The sequence below is a fragment of the Pseudidiomarina sp. CB1 genome (assembly GCF_024752025.1).
Taxonomy (GTDB): domain Bacteria; phylum Pseudomonadota; class Gammaproteobacteria; order Enterobacterales; family Alteromonadaceae; genus Pseudidiomarina.
This window is the reverse complement of the sequence record NZ_JANTPU010000001.1, coordinates 705,303-722,991: the sequence shown is the minus strand read 5'-3', so window position 1 is coordinate 722,991 and position 17,689 is coordinate 705,303. Positions and strand designations below refer to the sequence as shown.

Genomic DNA, 17,689 nt, shown 5'->3' with positions numbered 1-17,689 from the left:
GTGTTAAAACAACGTCTAATAACAGCACTTATTTTACTGCCCTTGGCGCTTTACTGTGTGTTCGCTTTGGCGCTGGAATGGTTTGCCGTAGTTATCACCGTAGTCATGTTAGGCGCCGCATGGGAGTGGTCCCCGATTATGGGGTTACGTCGCGCTGGTAGCCGTGCACTTTATACCGCGTCGGTCGGTGGTTTATTGATTGCTTTGCAGTGGTTTTTCCCTGTTACCGAAATCTGGCAGGATAAAGCATTACATCCGCTGTATTTCTGGATCCTTGTCGCCGGCGCCGTTTGGTGGGTCATCGCGACCTTGTTAGTTCTCAATTATCCGAATAGTCGACGGTTATGGTCGCGGACGCGTTCGATTGTCGGTGTTTTCGGCTATCTGACACTTGTACCAGCGGCCGCAGGGCTGTTTGCTGTGCGCTCATTGAATTATAGTGCCGAACCGCTCTTTGGCGGTTTTGTTTTGTTGTTTATCTTATTGTTGGTTTGGGCTGCAGATGTCGGTGCCTATTTTGCCGGCGTGCGCTATGGAAGAAATAAGCTTATGCCTGCGGTAAGTCCTGGCAAAACGATGGAAGGCTTACTTGGTGGCATTGCCTTGGCTTTCGTGGTGATGATGGTTTTAGCGCAATGGGTGCAAGTGCCAGCTGAGCAATACAGTGGCTTTTATTTCACTGGCTTACTCACGGTTGTCGTGTCGGTCTTTGGCGACTTAACAGAAAGCATGTTTAAACGTTGTGCTGGAGTCAAGGACAGCGGTGCTTTGCTGCCTGGTCATGGTGGTTTGTTGGATCGCATTGATAGTTTAACTGCGGCACTTCCTGTCTTTACGTTGGCTTATGTGTGGTTGTTGTTATGAGTCAGCATCGTCTTTGTATTCTCGGTGCCACGGGTTCAATAGGGTTAAATACACTTGCGGTAGTCCGTGAACACCCTGAGCGTTTTCAAATTGATGTACTTACTGCGAATACCAACGTCAAACAGATGATGGCGCTGTGTAGCGAGTTTCGCCCGCGGCAAGCGATCATGGTTTGTAAAGAGGCTGCCGCGGAACTAGCGAAGGTGCTGCGTAGTCAGCCCTCCACAGCGACGATTGAGGTTCGGAGTGGTCTTGGTGCGTTGCAAGAGGCTGCAAGTAACGAAGCGAATGACACCGTTATGGCGGCGATTGTTGGTGGCGCTGGGTTAGCTCCGACACTGGCCGCGGTGCAAGCGGGCAAACGCGTCCTGTTGGCGAATAAAGAGGCATTGGTCATGTCTGGCCAACTGTTTATGGACGCTGCCTTGGCGAGTGGCGCGCAAATTTTACCCGTCGATAGCGAGCATAATGCTATTTTTCAATGTTTACCGCGCGAAGCTCAGCAGTTAGGTCGCTGCGACCTTGCCGCTGCGGGCATTGATAAAATTATTCTCACCGGCTCTGGCGGCCCATTTCGTGAGTTGCCGCTTGCTGAACTTACCGAACAATCACCTGCGGCGGCGTGCGCCCATCCTAATTGGGATATGGGGCAAAAGATTTCGGTTGATTCAGCAACGATGATGAATAAAGGCTTGGAGTATATCGAAGCCCGCTGGTTATTTAATTGTACCGCAGCACAATTGGACGTTGTGCTACACCCGCAAAGCGTGATTCATTCGATGGTGAGCTATGCGGATGGTTCGGTACTGGCGCAAATGGGGCAGCCTGATATGCGAACGCCAATCGCGCACTGTTTAAGCTTTCCAGAACGTATTGCCAGTGGCGTCGAACCGCTCGATTTTATGGCTTTACAAAACCTGACCTTCGCTCGTGCTGATGCCGAACGTTATCCCTGTCTGGCTTTAGCGATTAAGGCTTGTTGGCAGGGGCAGTGGGCAACTACAGCGCTAAATGCAGCGAACGAAGTTGCGGTCGAGCATTTTCTGAAGGGTACTTTGCGGTTTACCGCTATTGCGGAAGTTTGTGCAGCGGTAGTGAAACAGCTTGAAACAACTCATGCTGGACACGATGTGAACTCTTTAGAGGCGGTTTTGTCTGTTGATGAGCAGGCGCGGGCGAACGCAACGAATTTAATTGAGATGAATTATTCATGCTAGACATTCTTTGGTCATTAGGCGCATTTGTTGTCACCTTAGGGGTATTGGTCACCTTTCACGAGTTTGGTCATTTTTGGGTGGCGCGCAAATGTGGCGTGAAGGTATTAACGTTCTCCGTTGGCTTTGGTAAAGCGCTATGGCAACGCCAAGGTAAGGACGGTACCTGCTATCAAGTGAGCCGCATCCCGCTGGGCGGCTATGTAAGGATGCTTGACGAACGGGTAGATGATGTTGCGCCAGACGAGCGGCACTTAAGCTTTAATAGTAAAACGGTTACCCAGCGTGCAGCGATTGTCGCTGCTGGGCCAGTAGCTAACTTTTTACTCGCTATCGTGGTGCTATGGGGCATGTTCTTCATCGGCGTGCCATCGGTAAAACCGGTTGTTGGTGCAGTGACACCTAACTCGGTAGCGGCGCAAGTCGATTTACCAACACCCAGCGAGATCGTCAGCGTAAACGGCCGTCGCACCGAGGACTGGCAGCAAGTTAACTTGGGCTTTGCTGCAGCTTTGGGTAATGAACGGGCAACGATTACGGTCGTTGATGAGCGTCAGCGTGAACGTACGTTTGAGTTGGATATTAGTAACTGGCGCTTAGGTGATGAACAGATCCCGACCTTCAGTGCATTAGGTTTCCAGCCGTTTCAACCTGCAGTCTATACCGAGTTGGCGTTTGTCCAAGAAAATTCACCCGCTGCGCAAGCTGGATTGCAAGTTGGTGACAAAATTTTGGCGGTGGATGGAACTCTCTTTAACGAATGGTCTCAAATACGAGACGCAATTATGGCGGCGCCCGGTGCGCAAGTCGTACTTACCATCGTCCGTAATGGTACAGAAGTCGAAGTGCCGGTGACGATGGGACAACGTGAGTTCGAAGGCAAGACCTATGGTTATTTAGGGGTAGAGCCTGCACGAGATAGCTACCCAGAGGCCTATCGGTTCGTACAGCAATACGGTATAGTCGATAGCCTAACAAAAGGTGCAGAACGTACGTGGAACCTTATGGTTTTGAGCGTACAAATGATAGGTAAGCTGCTCACTGGTACGGTTTCGGTGACCAACCTCAGCGGACCAGTGGCGATAGCCGAGGGAGCAGGGGTTTCAGCAAGCTATGGATTGGTTTACTTTTTAGGGTTTCTCGCGCTCATCAGTGTTAATCTCGGTATCATTAATCTGTTACCATTGCCCATGTTAGACGGTGGGCATTTACTCTTTCTTGGGATTGAAGGAGTGCGCAAAAAAGCGGTTTCAGAGCGTGTTCAAGAGATTAGCTACCGCATTGGTGGTGCACTGATATTCGCACTGATGGCAATAGCAATTAGTAATGACTTGTTGCGATTGTTTAAGTGAGATTACATTTACAATAAACAAATAAGTAGCACAGAATGACGTTGAAAAAGCTATTTTTAAGTGCCCTCATGGCGGGTGCTGCATTACCAGCCTACAGCGCTGAGACAGGCGCCGATGGCGCGGAAGAATTTGTTGTTGAAGATATTCGTGTACGTGGTTTACAACGTGTTGCGCTTGGCGCCGCTTTAACGTACATACCGATTCGTGTCGGCGATAGCATTGATAGCGAAAATATCCAAACCTCAATTCGCTCACTTTATTCCTCTACCCACTTTAATAACATCGTGGTACGTCGTGTCGGCGACACCTTGATTTTTGAAGTTACTGAGCGACCTACGATTAGTGCGATCGAGTTTGATGGCAATAGTGATATCAAAGACGAACAGCTTGTTCAAAGCTTAACCGATCAAGGAATCATTGAAGGTGAGCCGCTCGATTTAACCACCATTGCTAGTATTGAAACTGGTCTTGAAGACTTTTATCACTCGATCGGTAAGTACAATGCGCAAGTCGAGGTCAATATCATTCGCTTGCCACGTAATCGTGTGCGTCTCGAAATTGAATTTGAAGAGGGCGATTCGGCTGAAATTCAACAAATTAACATCGTCGGGAATTCAGTATTTAGCGACGAAGAGTTGCTTGCGAACTTTGAACTGAAAGATAAGTTACCGTGGTGGAACTTCATCGGTGCTCGCACGTATCAGAAGCAACAATTAAGTGGTGACCTAGAAACACTTGAGTCGTTTTACAAGGACCGCGGTTATTTAACCTTTGCGATTGAATCTGTGCAGGTCAGTATGACCCCAGATCGTTCGGGTGTGTATATTTCGATTCACATCAACGAAGGTGATATTTTTACTGTCAATGAAACGCGTGTTATCGGTGACCTTCGTGGTCAACGTGACGTGGTCGAGCGGTTAACTAAAATCGATTCGGGTACGCAATACAGCGCTGCGCAAGTTACCTATATCGAAGAAATTGTCGCCAAATTGTATGGTCGCTACGGTTATGCTTACCCAGAGGTACGTGCCATTCCTGAAATCGATGAAGAGAACAAAGAAGTTGATTTAATCTTCTCGATAAATCCTGGTAAACGCGTTTACGTAAACCGCATCAAGTTCCGTGGTAACACGGTAACTGAAGATGAAGTTTTGCGGCGTGAAATGCGTCAGTTCGAAGGGGCGCCGTTAAATGACGAAATGGTCGAACAAGGCAAGTTACGCCTTGAACGTCTTGGCTTCTTTGAAACTGTAGAAAATTCAACCACGCGGGTAAATGGTCGTGATGATCTGGTCGATATCGAATACCTCGTAAAAGAACAACCGTCAGGTTCTTTCAACTTTATGTTGGGCTATGGAGACTATTCGAAATTGCAAATCGGTGTAGGTGTTTCGCAAGATAACTTTCTTGGTACCGGTAACCGCGCAGCGATTAACATCAACACTAATCGCTTTAATCGAACTTTAAGTTTGTCTTATATGGACCGCTACTTTACGACAGACGGTGTTAACCTGTCTGGGCAGGTCTTTATGAGTGAGTTTGACGCTGGTCAGCAAGAAAACCTCATCCGCTACAATACCAAGCGAATTGGTATTGGCTCGAGTGTAAGCTTTCCAATCAGCGAAGTGAGTAGCGTTAACTTCGGTACAATGTTGCGTCGTGAAGAAGTTACCAATGTAGAAGGTTACGAGCAGGTCAAACGTTTCTACCAGCCCTATATTGATAAGCAAGATCCAAACTCTGGCGTTGCGTTTGATATGATGTCATTAGAAGCGGGTTGGAGTCGCGTGACCTTGAACCGTGGTACGTTCCCGACCGCAGGTACAATGAACCGGGTTAATGCTGAAATTACAGTGCCAGGTAGTGATGTTCGTTACTTCCGAGTGAATTACGATTTTAAACATTACTGGCCACTTACCGATGACCATAGCTTTGTGTTGTTGACCCGCTTAAATGTAGGGTACGGCAACGGTTATGGCACCGATAATAACGGCAATGATTACATCTTCCCGTTTTATGAGAACTTCCGTATCGGCGGTAACGACGATCTTCGCGGTTTCGAACCGAACACCATCGGTCCACGCGCTGTATACCGCTATCCGGACAGTATTTTAGGTCCTCCAGGTTTTGGTGGTACACCTACGGATTTACCAGTAGGACCGGGAGCTGACACCCTTGCGGTTAGCCAGTATTCAGTGGGTGGTAACGCCATGTATGCAGGCGGAATAGAACTTATTATTCCGACGCCGTTGGTAAAAGATGAAAATAAAAACTCTGTGCGCACAAGTATTTACCTTGATGTGGGCAGTGTTTGGGATACTGAGTTCCAGTACGACGAGTATCGCCAATTACAACAGGTGGGCAACCTGAACTATCGTCTGGAAGACTTCAGTTCGCCGGACCTTTACCGTGCTTCGGCCGGTATTGCGGTGCAGTGGCTCTCACCAATGGGACCTCTGACATTTGCCTTTGGTCGTCCAATCAAGGATTATGAGGGTGATAGAGCCAAAACCTTTAGTTTCAACTTTGGTACGACATTCTAAAATAAATACTCGTGCCTGAACTTATGAATAACAGGAGTAGTTACGTGAAAGCATTAATGAAAACAACAGTAGCGGCAGCAGTACTTGCTACCTCAATGTTCGCCTCTGCGGCAGAAGCTCAACAGAAAGTTGGTTTTGTAGACATGCAAACTGTGTTGCAACAGTTACCGCAGGTACAAGAGCTATCAAACCGTCTGCAGGAAGAGTTCGCTGGACGCATTAGCGAGCTTGAAAAAATGCGCGGTGAAATGCAGGCTTTGAGTGAGAAAGCAGAGCGTGACGCACAAATTATGTCGCCATCTGAGCGCCGCGATTTGCAGCGTGAAATGGAAATGCTGGAAACTCAATACCAAATGAAAGCACGTGCCTTCCAAGAAGATAACGAGCGTCGTGGTAATGAAGAACGCAACAAACTTATGCGTGAAGTTTTCCAAGCATCACAACAAGTTGCTCAAGCTGAGGGCTTCGATTTGGTCCTTAACAGCCAGTCTGTTCTGTATGCTGGTGACAGTCTGAACTTGACGGATGAAGTGGTTGCAAAAATGACAGGTGGAAACTAAGTCGAATGCAAACCATGACATTGCAACAGTTGGCATCAGTAATTGATGCCCAAGTTGTCGGTGATGGTGAACTAACCATCACTGGCGTTGCAACGCTTGCCTCGGCTACGTCGGGGCAAATTGCGTTTTTGGCCAATGAAAAATACCGAGCGCAATTGGAGACGACGCAAGCTAGTGCGGTCATTGTCGCACCGAATGTTGAGTTACCCGAAGGCATTGCTGCGTTGGTAACAAAAAATCCCTACGCCGGTTTTGCGAAAGTTGCGCAACAGCTTGATACCACGCCGGTGTCAGCATCAGGGATCGACGAGGCTGCGAAGGTAGCTGACTCTGCAAGCATCGGTGAAAACGTTTCCATTGGAGCCTTTGCGATCATCAGTGATAACGCCGAGCTTGGTGACAACGTGCAAATTGGCGCAGGATGTTACATTGGTCCTGGCGTGAAGATTGGCGCGAATACCAAACTTTGGCAACAGGTGGTGATCTATCACAACTGCGTGATTGGCAATAACTGCTTGTTGCACAGCGGCGCGGTTATCGGCGCGGATGGTTTTGGTTGGGCCAATGAACACGGCAAGTGGATTAAGATTCCACAACTTGGCCGCGTGGTGATTCATGACCGCGTTGAGATTGGCGCGAATACCACGGTTGATCGTGGCGCATTAGACGACACAATCATTTCGAGTGGCTGTATTATTGACAACCAATGTCAAATTGCTCACAACGTCTTTATTGACGAAGATACCGCTATAGCCGGTTGTACCGTGCTAGCGGGTAGTTGTCGCATTGGTAAGCGTTGTTTAATAGGTGGTGCGACTGCGATCAACGGACACATCGAAATCTGCGACGATGTGCAGATCAGTGGCTTTTCAATGGTCATCAAAGCCATTACGGAACCTGGTGTTTATGCTTCAGGTATTCCGGCCGCGCCGCATCGCGAATGGCGTCGAAATGGCGCACGTTATCGGCAGCTCGATGATCTTTTCCAACGCGTGAAGAAGATTGAAAAAAAACTTAGCGAATGAGCACTTCAGCGGTCGTTGCTTGCGGCCGCACTAGCTACGGAGATTGAATTTTGTCAGCATCTGACTCCGCTTTTGATATTCATGAAATTATGCGCCTATTGCCGCATCGTTATCCATTTTTATTAGTGGATAAAGTTGTTAGCTGCGATGCAGAGAAACATATTCATGCGGTTAAGAATATTAGTATCAATGAGAATTTATTTAATGGCCATTTTCCAGGGAATCCCATTTTCCCCGGTGTTTTAATTCTTGAAGCATTGGCCCAAGCCGCTGGTCTGTTAGGCTTTAAAATTACCGAAAGCAAGCCTGGAGCGAATGACCTATACTTGTTTGCAGGCATTGATAATGCTCGCTTTAAACGCCAAGTTATCCCTGGCGACCAACTTGATCTGCATGTCAGTTTTGAGAAGGAACGTCGCGGGATTTGGGTTTTTAAAGGCCGTGCTGAAGTTGCTGGCGAGCTCGCTTGCAGTGCCGATATCATTTGCGCAAGAAGAGAAACTTAAGTGATTCATCCTACAGCGATCATTGATGACAAGGCGGTCATCGGGAATAACGTTGAAATTGGGCCTTACAGTATTGTTGGGCCCGATGTAGTCATTGGCGATGATTGTTGGCTTGGCCCACACGTTGTGGTTAAAGGCCCAACCGTATTAGGTAAAGGCAATAAGATTTACCAGTTTGCTTCGGTAGGAGAAGACTGCCAAGACAAAAAGTATCATGGTGAGCCGACACGACTCGAAGTTGGCGATCATAATATTATTCGCGAGTGCGTGACGATTCATCGTGGCACTATTCAAGATCAGAGCCTGACCAAAATTGGCAGCAACAACTTGTTGATGGCCTATGTGCATGTTGCCCATGACTGTATGGTCGGAGATAACGTAATTCTTGCGAATAATACGACCTTAGCGGGTCATGTTCATGTTGGTGATTGGGCGATTCTCGGTGGGTTTACCGGCGTACATCAGTTTTGCCATATCGGCGCCCATGCGTTTACGGCTGTTAATTCCGTGGTCGTTCAAGACGTCCCACCTTATATTATGGCGCAGGGTCATAATGCCGTACCGCGCACGATCAATAGCGAAGGTCTGAAGCGTCGTGGTTTTGATAAAGAAGCGATTATGCAAATAAAACGGGCCTTTAAAACGCTTTACCGGAAGGGCTTAACCGTTGAAGAAGCTGTCGCTGAAATAGAAACGTGGCAGGCGCCAGAACTGAATGAATTGATTCAGTTTGTACAGAATAGCTCACGCGGTATTATCCGCTGATAACCTATCTAACGACATCGCTACTATGCACGCATCACAGCCTTTGACTGTTGCTTTATTAGCCGGCGAACACTCTGGTGATTTGCTAGGTGCTGGATTGATGCGTGCACTCAAAGAGCGCCATCAAGACGTCAGGTTTATTGGGGTTGGCGGGCCGTTGATGGCTGCTGAGGGCTTAACGAGTTTGGTGCCCATGGAAGACCTCGCAGTCATGGGAATCGCTGAGGTCGTAGGCCGCTTGCCGACCTTGTTACGCCATCGTAGAAACATTGTCGCAACCTTGCTCAAGCAGCGGCCAGCAGTTTTTATTGGGATTGATGCTCCAGACTTTAACTTACCAATTGCCAAGCGTTTGAAGGCGCATGAAATACCTACACTGCATTATGTCAGTCCAAGTGTTTGGGCGTGGCGGCAAGGACGTATTAAAGGTATTAAGGAAAGTGTCGATCATGTCTTATGCCTCTTACCCTTCGAAAAAGACTTTTACGACCAACATGGCTTACCCGCTACGTTCGTAGGACATCCGTTAGCAGATGTGATTCCGATGCACTGGGAGAAGGCTGACGCAAGGACTGAGCTGGGATTAACCGATAACTTTGTAGTGGCACTATTGCCGGGCAGTCGGAGCGGCGAGATCGCGCGGTTGGGACCCGTTTTTTTAGCCGCCGCGGAAAAGTTCCATGAACGGCACCCGCAGGCAAAATTTATCAGTCCGATGATTTCTAATGCCCGTGCAGAGCAATTCCGTGCCTTACAACAACAATTGGCGCCTAACTTACCGTTAACCTTAATTGATGGGCAATCGCGCACGGCAATGGCTGCTGCTGATGCCTTGCTGCTGACCTCGGGCACAGTTACGTTAGAAGCAATGTTGATAAAGCGGCCAATGGCCGTTGCCTATCGTTTTAATTGGTTGAGTTATCAATTGATCAAGCGCATGTTCAAGGCGAAATTTTTTAGTTTACCGAATCTACTCGCCGACGAAGCGTTAGTTCCAGAACTGGTGCAACAGCAAGTCACCCCAGAAGCCTTGGTTGCTGCACTCGAAAAGCAACTAGCGGAAGCCAATGATGGTGCGCTCATTGAGCGCTTCAGTGAACTTCACCGAAATTTACAGCGCGATGCCGACGTATTGAGTGCAAGCGTGGCACTTGAGCTCGCTTCCGTTGAACGTTCTATTTTGTCGAAAGGTAAACCCGTATAAACGCACTAATCAATCGATTTGTTTAAGATTATACTTAGGTTATCTTTCACAGACGTTGAGGTGAACATGGGATTATTAGTCGATGGCAAGTGGCACGATAAATGGTACGACACTGACAAGCATGGTGGCCGTTTTGAGCGTAGTGCTGCGCAATTTAGAAACTGGCTCAGCAACGCTCCGGATGCAGAATTTCCCGCACAAAGTGGGCGCTATCATCTGTACGTATCTTATGCATGTCCTTGGGCGCATCGCACCCTTATTTTCCGCAAGTTAAAAGGACTTGAAGAACACATCAGTGTGTCAGCAGTTGAGCCACTGATGCTCGAAAACGGGTGGGAATTCGCCTCTGACCAACAACAAGCCTTACATGATCCGCTTTATGGCTTAGAATTCCTCTATCAGTTGTACCTGAAAGCGGATCCCAATTACAGTGGTCGAGTCACCGTTCCGGTGTTGTGGGATAAAGAAAAGCAAACCATCGTGAGCAATGAATCCGCAGACATTATTCGTATGTTCAATGATGCGTTTAATGCTATTACGGGAAATCAGCTGGACTTCTATCCGCAGTCACTCCGGGATGCTATCGATAACATCAATGACGAAGTTTACGACAATGTGAATAATGGCGTTTACAAGTGCGGTTTCGCAACGCAGCAAGAGGCGTATGAAGAGGCCTTCGATGCATTATTCTTGACCTTAGATAAGCTCGAAAAACGTTTGCAGCAACAGCGTTTTCTTGCCGGTGACGAAGTTACCGAAGCGGATTGGCGGCTATTTACAACACTCGTGCGATTTGATGCTGTCTATCATGGGCACTTTAAAACGAATCAACGAAGAATCGTCGATTATCCTGCGCTTTGGGACTATGTTCGCGCTTTGTATCAAGTGCCGGGCGTCGCTGAGACCGTGGTGATGGATCACATAAAGAAACATTACTATGCAAGCCATACGATGATAAATCCGACACAAATTGTGCCACGCGGGCCAGCGCTTGACTTTGCCGCACCGCATCAACGAGGAAAAGTACTATGACTGCTATTCTAAGTCGACATCGTGGAATGCCAGCACAAGATGGTGCTGGAGTTAAGCTTACACGCATCATTAATCAACCGAGCCTGCGTTACCAAGATCCATTTTTAATGTTGGATGAATTCCGCTCTGATGATCCGAACGACTATATTGCCGGCTTTCCGCCGCATCCACATCGCGGCTTTGTGACGCTTACCTATATGCTGGCGGGGCGCATGGAGCACAAAGATTCAGAAGGTAACACTGGTGTGGTTGAAAGTGGTGGTGCGCAATGGATGAAAGCTGCACGGGGCATCATTCACGCAGAGATGCCGAAGCAAGAAGAAGGCCTAATGTGGGGTTTCCAACTTTGGCTTAACTTGCCTGCAAAAGAGAAAATGAGTGCTGCGCAATGGGCGGATTATCCGGCGACGAAAATTCCCGAAGTAGCCTTAGAGGGCCTCACTTTAAGGGTCATCGCAGGTCATTTTCAGGAACACGAAGGGCCGATCCAACAGACTGACCAACAATTTCAGATGTATGATTTAAAGTTTTCGGATGCCACGCTCTGGCAGCAAGGGGAAATCAGTCAGCAAACGCGTTTGGCCTATGTGTATCAGGGCGAAGTGGAGCTAAATGGCACGCTACTGCAACGCGGTGAATTGGTGCGCTTGGCGCCCGACGCCGAGCTTGCATTGCGCTCACATGGCGAGGCTGGCATGCTGCTATTGGCGGCCGAACCTATTGGTGAACCGATAGCTCAATATGGCCCATTTGTGATGAATACGCAGGCCGAGATTGAGCAAGCCATCAGTGATTATCAGCGTGGCCGCCTTGTCGCCAATTGATCATCTTTTTAAGGGCAGGTTTTCATGAGTACACATACAGCGGTAGGATTTCGAGCGCAAGATGGTGAGCCGCAACGCGTGCAATTTAACTATGCAGCGCCAACCACAGACGAAGTGGTTATTGCGATTTCACACAGTGGTATGAATCGTGCGGACCTCATGCAACTTGCTGGACATTATCCGCCACCGCCGGGTGCTTCTGAGATTTTAGGACTCGAAGCAAGTGGCACGGTCATCGCTGTTGGTCCAGCCGTGAGTCGTTTGCAGCCCGGTGATGAAGTATGTGCTTTGCTTGCTGCTGGAGGCTACGCCGATCATGTGGTGGTGAGCGAGCAACAAGTGGCAAAATTGCCTCGCGGGATCTCCGCTGCGCAAGGTGCCGCGCTTTGTGAGGCCTTTGCCACCGCTTGGTTTAATCTTTATGAAGTGGCCGGTATACAACCGCATGAACGTTTATTACTTCATGCCGGTGCAAGTAGTGTTAGTTTAGCGGCGCTGCAACTTGCGAAGCACAACCATAATCCGGTTTTTGTCACCGCGGGTACGGATGAGAAGATCGCATTTTGCCAACAGCTAGGTGCGGAAGCAGGCTGGAATCGGCGGCAGGGAAGCTTTGTTGAGGCGGTGAAGAACTGGGGTGGGGCAGACGTTATTATTGACCCCGTTGCTGGAGACTATTTAGCACAAGACCAGCAGGTCTTGTTGCAAGATGGCCGCATCGTTGTTCTCGGCTTGATGGGAGGGCGTGAGGCAACGATTGATGCTGGCCGTCTATTGATGAAGCGCCAACGGATTCAAGGTAGTACGCTACGCAATCAACCGTTGCCAGTGAAGGCGAAGATTATGCGTGCGTTGGAACAGCATGTCTGGCCGCTGCTGGCTAGCGGGCGCTGCCAAGTATTGATCGAGAAGGTTTATCCGCTGAGCGAAATGAAGCAAGCGTTAACGCAAATGCGCCGCAACGAAACACAAGGAAAATTGGTTCTTGCTTGGGAGTAGATTCGACCCGGGAAAATGGTGGAGGGGGCAGGATTCGAACCTGCGAAGGCTGAGCCGTCAGATTTACAGTCTGATCCCTTTGGCCACTCGGGAACCCCTCCACGAAGGCGGGCATAGTAGCAGATTGAGGCAGCCTGTAAACCCCGCTATGATAAAAGCCACGGTTATTTCTTGTTGTTCCACATAGGTTGCCTATTTTGTCGACAAAGCATGCTGAAATTATCGCCACCTTCCTCGATCGCCTTTGGCTGAAGCAGGGTGTCAGTCCGCACACGAGCGCTGCCTATGCGGCCGATTTAAAGAAATTTTTGCAGTTCATCCTTGCGCACCGCGGCGAGCATGCCGAACTCCTTCAGGTGTGTAGTGCGGACGTTGAAGATTATTTGCTTTGGCGCCGGCAACAAGGCTTATCACCGCGAAGTACCGCACGGGCGTTGAGTGCACTGAAAAAATTTTACACCTACGCGGTACAAGAGCGCCTTTGCGTCGATGACCCAACTGCGCGATTACGCCAACCGAAACAACCACAAGCGTTGCCCCATAGTCTTGCCGAAAGTGAGGTTGAGGCGTTATTGCAGGCACCCGATGTAAGCGATCCGGTGCAATTGCGTGATCGGGCGATGCTCGAGGTACTCTATGCGACAGGCTTGCGAGTTACCGAATTGACACAACTGACTTTCAATCAGATTTCATTGCAGCAAGAGTTGGTGCGAGTGGTGGGCAAAGGCAACAAGGAACGTTTGGTGCCGCTTGGTGAAACAGCTTTAGAGTGGTTGCAGCGCTACACGAAAGAAGCGCGTGCGCAGTTAACTAAAGTGCCCAGCGATTATGTGTTTGTGACCCGACGTGGTGGTGCGCTTACACGGCAAGCGTTTTGGCATCGTATAAAATTCTATGCGCAGCAGGCGGATATTCGTTCGCATTTATCACCTCATACTTTGCGCCACGCTTTCGCGACCCATTTATTAAACCATGGAGCGGACCTGCGCGTGTTGCAAATGCTGCTTGGCCATAGCGATTTGTCGACGACACAAATCTATACGCATGTGGCGCGAGAACGGTTACAGCAACTGCATGCAACACATCATCCTCGTGCTTAGCAAAGTGGCTGCGTTTCCGAGCAAATAACGTTACACTGAACGGCATAACGAGATTACCTTTTACCTATCAATGAAGCTAAATGAGACATCTATGAAACAGTTATTTTTGGCCGCGAGTATTATTGGTTTATTGGCTTGTTCACCGCAACAAGAAGCCCAAGCGACAGCTAATTCGTCGGCCAACGAGTCTGCCGTTTTCGATACCAGTTACTTGCAGCAGATGGGCTTTAACATCGAGTCAGCAAAAGAGTCATCGATTCCTGGTGTTTACGAGGTGATTACCGATCAAGGTCTCGTTTACGTTGCTGACGATGGTAAGAAACTGATAGGCGGCCGTATTTATGACATTGCCGGTAGTGAACCGGTGAACCTTAGCGAAAACGCTATTCGTGCTATGCGTCAGCGCGATGTCGCTGCTGTTGCTGATGAAACGATTGCTTACAAGGCGGCGGATGAGGATTATGTGGTGACAGTATTTACCGATCCTACCTGTGGTTATTGTCGTCAATTACACAACACTATCGAAAGTTATCTCAGTAAAGGCATTACAATTCAATATCTTGCATGGCCACGCAGTGGTCTTCAAGGCAGTGCGTACCAGCAGTTAAAAACAATCTGGTGCTCGGCCGATCAAAAAGCAGCGCTTGATGCCGCTAAAAATGACAAGCGCTTACCCGCTGCTAGCTGTGATGATCCAGTTGCTGCACACTTTGCCTTAGGCAACAAATTTGGTGTGCGTGGTACGCCAGCGATGGTACTGCCCTCGGGTGAAATGGTCCCTGGCTTAGTGGATGCAAACCGTTTACTGGGCATGCTAAAGCAGGGATAAACTATGACTGATGCGCTGACGATTAAGCGCCGTGCTGACGTTGATGATAGTGGTTTACCGCCTGAGCTGCCGCACATCGTTCGCCAACTTTTGGCGCGGCGAGGGTTAACAGCGGCGGAACAACTCGATCTCAGTTTACAACAACTCCCGCACTTTACCGATCTGCATGACGCTAAGCGCGCAGCAGCTAGGCTGCTGCAAGCTATTGAGCAACAGGAACCCATTTGCATTTGTGGTGATTTTGACGCGGACGGTGCTACGTCAACCGCTTTGATGGTATCGGCGTTGCGGGCAATGGGCGCACAGCAAGTAAGCTATTGCGTACCGAATCGTTTTACCGACGGTTATGGCTTGTCGCCCAATGTGGTGCGCTATGCGCAGCAACAAGGGGCGCAATTACTGGTGACCGTAGATAGCGGTATATCCTGTCACGCGGGTGTTGCCGCGGCAAACGAGGCGGGGCTTGATGTAATCATTACGGATCATCATCTTGCCGGTAGCGAATTGCCTGCGGCTTATGCGATCGTGAATCCGAATCAACCTGCGTGCGGCTTTATTAGTAAGTCGATCGCTGGTGTCGGCGTTGCTTTTTATGTGCTGTTGGCGCTCCGCGCCTGTGCCCGTGACAAGCAACATCCAGCGGCTCGAGTCAACCTTGCCGAGTGGCTGGACCTTGTTGCTCTAGGCACAGTTGCCGATGTGGTAAAGCTCGATGGCACCAACCGTGTGTTGGTGCAACAAGGCCTGCAGCGTATACGCGCTGGTCACTGTCGACCGGGAATCCACGCACTATTACAAGTGACGCAACGTGCTCCAGAACGCTTACAGGCGAGCGACCTTGGCTTTGCATTGGCACCACGTATCAACGCTGCGGGCCGTTTAGATGATATGGCTATTGGTATTGAATGCTTACTCAGTGATGACCTGACGACCGCCACCGAGCTCGCCGCAAAGCTTAATGACTTGAATGCCGAGCGCCGCTCGATTGAAACCGAAATGCGGGAAAGTGCCGCAAACTATGTTGCTGAATTACAACTTTCGGAGGAGCACTTGCCCCCGCTTTTGGTGTTGCACCAAGAGGGGTGGCATCAAGGTGTGGTTGGTATTGTCGCGGGCCGTGTCAAAGAACAGTTTCACCGCCCAACGATAACATTCGCTGCGGGTGATGGCGGATTGCTAAAAGGTTCCGCACGGTCAATCCCTGGATTGCACATGCGAGATTTATTAGAACGCGTACACACCTTGCATCCAGAACTTATCGAGCGCTTTGGTGGACACGCGATGGCCGCAGGCCTTTCGCTGGCACCGGAAAACCTTGAAGCATTTCAACAAGCAGCCATTGCTGTTGCGACCGAATGGCTAGAAGCCGAAGCATTGCAACGCACCATTGTGACGGATGGTGGGCTGGACGCATCCTGTTTTACCCAAGATTTCGTTGCCCAGCTGCAGCGTTTAGGTCCTTGGGGACAGGGCTTCCCAGAACCATTGTTTGATGATGTTTTCGAGTTGGTACAACAACGCATTGTTGGGCAAAACCATTTGAAACTGGTGGTGCAAACGGCTGACGGAATTGTGCTTGATGCAATTGCCTTTAATGTCGATACGCAAGAATGGCCTAATTTATCTATCCGTGAAGCTCACCTCGTTTATAAGCTTCAGTTGAACCACTTTCGTGGACGCACCAATGTGCAACTGCTGGTGGAGCATTTGTTGCCTTTACGGTAAAATGCCGTCCCTTTTGTAAACAATCTTGGATGAAAGCTCGTTTTATGTTCGAAACCAATGCAACTTATGTGGCCATAAAAGAAATGCGCGAACGTAGTGAAGCGCTTCGGGGGTATCTTTGACTACGCTCAAAAAGTCGAGCGTTTAGAAGAGGTTACTCGTGAGCTCGAAGACCCAAGTGTATGGGACGATCAAGAGCGCGCGCAAGCATTAGGCAAAGAACGAGCGAGTCTAGAACAGGTCGTGAAGACCTTACAAAATTTGGCTCAAGGCTTGGATGATGTTGAAGGGCTGGTTGATTTAGCTGTAGAAGCTGAAGACGAGGACACCTACAACGAGGCCGTGAGCGAGCTCGAAGAATTAGAGCAACAACTGGCGACGTTAGAGTTTCGTCGCATGTTTTCCGGACCGCAAGATGGCTCTGATTGCTATCTCGATATTCAAGCGGGGTCGGGCGGCACTGAAGCGCAAGACTGGGCCAATATGCTTTTACGCATGTATTTACGCTGGGCCGAGAGTCATGACTTTAAAGCTGAGATCACTGAATTATCAGAAGGTGAGGTGGCTGGTATCAAGTCGGCGACCGTCCGCATTCAAGGTGAATATGCGTATGGTTGGATGCGTACCGAGACTGGGGTTCATCGCTTGGTGCGAAAATCACCATTTGACTCGGGTAATCGCCGGCATACTTCGTTTGCGTCAGTGTTTGTTTATCCCGAGATTGACGACTCGATTGATATCGAAATTAACCCTGCGGATTTGCGGGTTGATACTTACCGCGCGTCAGGTGCCGGTGGTCAGCACGTTAACCGTACCGACTCAGCTATTCGTATCACTCACGAACCGAGTGGTATTGTTGTGCAATGTCAAAGTGACCGCTCCCAGCACAAAAACCGTGACGCAGCAATGAAGCAGTTGCGCGCCAAGTTATACGAAATGGAGTTGCAAAAGCAGCTCGCCGAGAAGCAAGCGCTGGAAGATAGTAAGTCAGACATTGGTTGGGGTAGCCAAATCCGATCTTATGTACTTGATGATGCGCGGATTAAAGATTTACGTACTGGCGTTGAGAATCGTAATACACAAGCGGTACTCGACGGTGCGTTAGACCCATTTATTGAAGCAAGTTTGAAATCTGGACTGTAAATAG

General features: G+C 49.1%; 16 protein-coding genes and 1 tRNA gene. 16 read left to right on the top strand and 1 reads right to left on the bottom strand.

What is annotated here, in order from left to right:
* The 12 genes from NV375_RS03415 to NV375_RS03360 all read left to right on the top strand — a co-directional run bounded on the left by NV375_RS03415 (nt 1) and on the right by NV375_RS03360 (nt 12,888).
* Nucleotides 1-864: a phosphatidate cytidylyltransferase gene (locus NV375_RS03415; protein WP_258806976.1), complete on the top strand. Its 864-nt coding sequence runs from the start codon at nt 1-3 to the stop codon at nt 862-864.
* The gene (gene ispC / locus NV375_RS03410) at nt 861-2,081 is read left to right on the top strand and encodes a 1-deoxy-D-xylulose-5-phosphate reductoisomerase (RefSeq protein ID WP_258806975.1); all 1,221 of its coding nucleotides are present in this window, start codon (nt 861-863) and stop codon (nt 2,079-2,081) included. The genes NV375_RS03415 and ispC overlap by 4 nt, the downstream gene beginning before the upstream one ends.
* Entirely contained in the window at nt 2,075-3,430 is a 1,356-nt protein-coding gene (rseP, locus tag NV375_RS03405) for a sigma E protease regulator RseP (RefSeq protein WP_258806974.1), read from the top strand. The genes ispC and rseP overlap by 7 nt, the downstream gene beginning before the upstream one ends.
* Nucleotides 3,431-3,465: 35 nt before the next feature.
* The gene (bamA, locus tag NV375_RS03400) at nt 3,466-5,973 is read left to right on the top strand and encodes an outer membrane protein assembly factor BamA (RefSeq protein WP_258806973.1); all 2,508 of its coding nucleotides are present in this window, start codon (nt 3,466-3,468) and stop codon (nt 5,971-5,973) included.
* Between the two features lie 56 nt (nt 5,974-6,029).
* Nucleotides 6,030-6,533 (top strand): OmpH family outer membrane protein, encoded by a 504-nt coding sequence (locus NV375_RS03395; protein WP_258806972.1) that lies wholly within the window; start codon nt 6,030-6,032, stop codon nt 6,531-6,533.
* 5 nt (nt 6,534-6,538) lie between these two features.
* Entirely contained in the window at nt 6,539-7,558 is a 1,020-nt protein-coding gene (gene lpxD / locus NV375_RS03390; RefSeq protein WP_258806971.1) for a UDP-3-O-(3-hydroxymyristoyl)glucosamine N-acyltransferase, read from the top strand.
* Nucleotides 7,559-7,608: 50 nt separating this feature from the next.
* Nucleotides 7,609-8,064, top strand: a complete 456-nt coding sequence (gene fabZ, locus NV375_RS03385) for a 3-hydroxyacyl-ACP dehydratase FabZ (RefSeq protein ID WP_126770560.1) — start codon at nt 7,609-7,611, stop codon at nt 8,062-8,064.
* A complete protein-coding gene (gene lpxA, locus NV375_RS03380) occupies nt 8,065-8,829 on the top strand; it encodes an acyl-ACP--UDP-N-acetylglucosamine O-acyltransferase (RefSeq protein ID WP_258806970.1) in 765 nt (254 codons plus the stop codon). It begins immediately after the preceding gene.
* A 25-nt stretch (nt 8,830-8,854) separates the two neighbouring features.
* Entirely contained in the window at nt 8,855-10,033 is a 1,179-nt protein-coding gene (gene lpxB, locus NV375_RS03375) for a lipid-A-disaccharide synthase (RefSeq protein ID WP_258806969.1), read from the top strand.
* Between the two features lie 66 nt (nt 10,034-10,099).
* Complete coding sequence (locus NV375_RS03370; RefSeq protein ID WP_258806968.1) at nt 10,100-11,065, top strand: glutathione S-transferase family protein; 966 nt, start codon at nt 10,100-10,102, stop codon at nt 11,063-11,065.
* Nucleotides 11,062-11,889: a pirin family protein gene (locus tag NV375_RS03365; RefSeq protein ID WP_258806967.1), complete on the top strand. Its 828-nt coding sequence runs from the start codon at nt 11,062-11,064 to the stop codon at nt 11,887-11,889. The genes NV375_RS03370 and NV375_RS03365 overlap by 4 nt, the downstream gene beginning before the upstream one ends.
* A 24-nt stretch (nt 11,890-11,913) precedes the next feature.
* A complete protein-coding gene (locus NV375_RS03360; RefSeq protein ID WP_258806966.1) occupies nt 11,914-12,888 on the top strand; it encodes an NAD(P)H-quinone oxidoreductase in 975 nt (324 codons plus the stop codon).
* A 16-nt stretch (nt 12,889-12,904) separates the two neighbouring features.
* On the opposite strand, the gene NV375_RS03355 is transcribed toward NV375_RS03360, so the two are convergent.
* Nucleotides 12,905-12,989 (bottom strand) — tRNA-Tyr (locus NV375_RS03355).
* Nucleotides 12,990-13,076: 87 nt separating this feature from the next.
* On the opposite strand from NV375_RS03355, the gene xerD reads away from it, so the two are divergent.
* From xerD to prfB, 4 genes are all read left to right on the top strand, one after another.
* A complete protein-coding gene (gene xerD, locus NV375_RS03350) occupies nt 13,077-13,988 on the top strand; it encodes a site-specific tyrosine recombinase XerD (protein ID WP_405035552.1) in 912 nt (303 codons plus the stop codon).
* Nucleotides 13,989-14,079: 91 nt separating this feature from the next.
* Entirely contained in the window at nt 14,080-14,817 is a 738-nt protein-coding gene (dsbC, locus tag NV375_RS03345) for a bifunctional protein-disulfide isomerase/oxidoreductase DsbC (protein WP_258806964.1), read from the top strand.
* A gap of 3 nt (nt 14,818-14,820) precedes the next feature.
* Nucleotides 14,821-16,542 carry a single-stranded-DNA-specific exonuclease RecJ gene (gene recJ, locus NV375_RS03340; RefSeq protein WP_258806963.1) on the top strand — a complete coding sequence of 574 codons (1,722 nt, stop codon included), beginning with the start codon at nt 14,821-14,823 and terminating at the stop codon, nt 16,540-16,542.
* Between the two features lie 44 nt (nt 16,543-16,586).
* A protein-coding gene (gene prfB / locus NV375_RS03335; protein WP_258806962.1) for a peptide chain release factor 2 occupies nt 16,587-17,685 on the top strand; the annotation gives its coding sequence in 2 pieces (ribosomal slippage) (nt 16,587-16,661 and nt 16,663-17,685; 1,098 coding nt in all).
* Nucleotides 17,686-17,689: the final 4 nt, after the last annotated feature.

Coding starts and splice junctions, on each gene's coding strand:
- bamA (WP_258806973.1), top strand. CDS start 3,466: ATGACGTTGAAAAAGCTATTTTTAAGTGCCCTCATGGCGGGTGCTGCA.
- NV375_RS03360 (WP_258806966.1), top strand. CDS start 11,914: ATGAGTACACATACAGCGGTAGGATTTCGAGCGCAAGATGGTGAGCCG.
- ispC (WP_258806975.1), top strand. CDS start 861: ATGAGTCAGCATCGTCTTTGTATTCTCGGTGCCACGGGTTCAATAGGG.
- rseP (WP_258806974.1), top strand. CDS start 2,075: ATGCTAGACATTCTTTGGTCATTAGGCGCATTTGTTGTCACCTTAGGG.
- recJ (WP_258806963.1), top strand. CDS start 14,821: ATGACTGATGCGCTGACGATTAAGCGCCGTGCTGACGTTGATGATAGT.
- lpxD (WP_258806971.1), top strand. CDS start 6,539: ATGCAAACCATGACATTGCAACAGTTGGCATCAGTAATTGATGCCCAA.
- lpxB (WP_258806969.1), top strand. CDS start 8,855: ATGCACGCATCACAGCCTTTGACTGTTGCTTTATTAGCCGGCGAACAC.
- NV375_RS03365 (WP_258806967.1), top strand. CDS start 11,062: ATGACTGCTATTCTAAGTCGACATCGTGGAATGCCAGCACAAGATGGT.
- dsbC (WP_258806964.1), top strand. CDS start 14,080: ATGAAACAGTTATTTTTGGCCGCGAGTATTATTGGTTTATTGGCTTGT.
- NV375_RS03395 (WP_258806972.1), top strand. CDS start 6,030: ATGAAAACAACAGTAGCGGCAGCAGTACTTGCTACCTCAATGTTCGCC.
- NV375_RS03370 (WP_258806968.1), top strand. CDS start 10,100: ATGGGATTATTAGTCGATGGCAAGTGGCACGATAAATGGTACGACACT.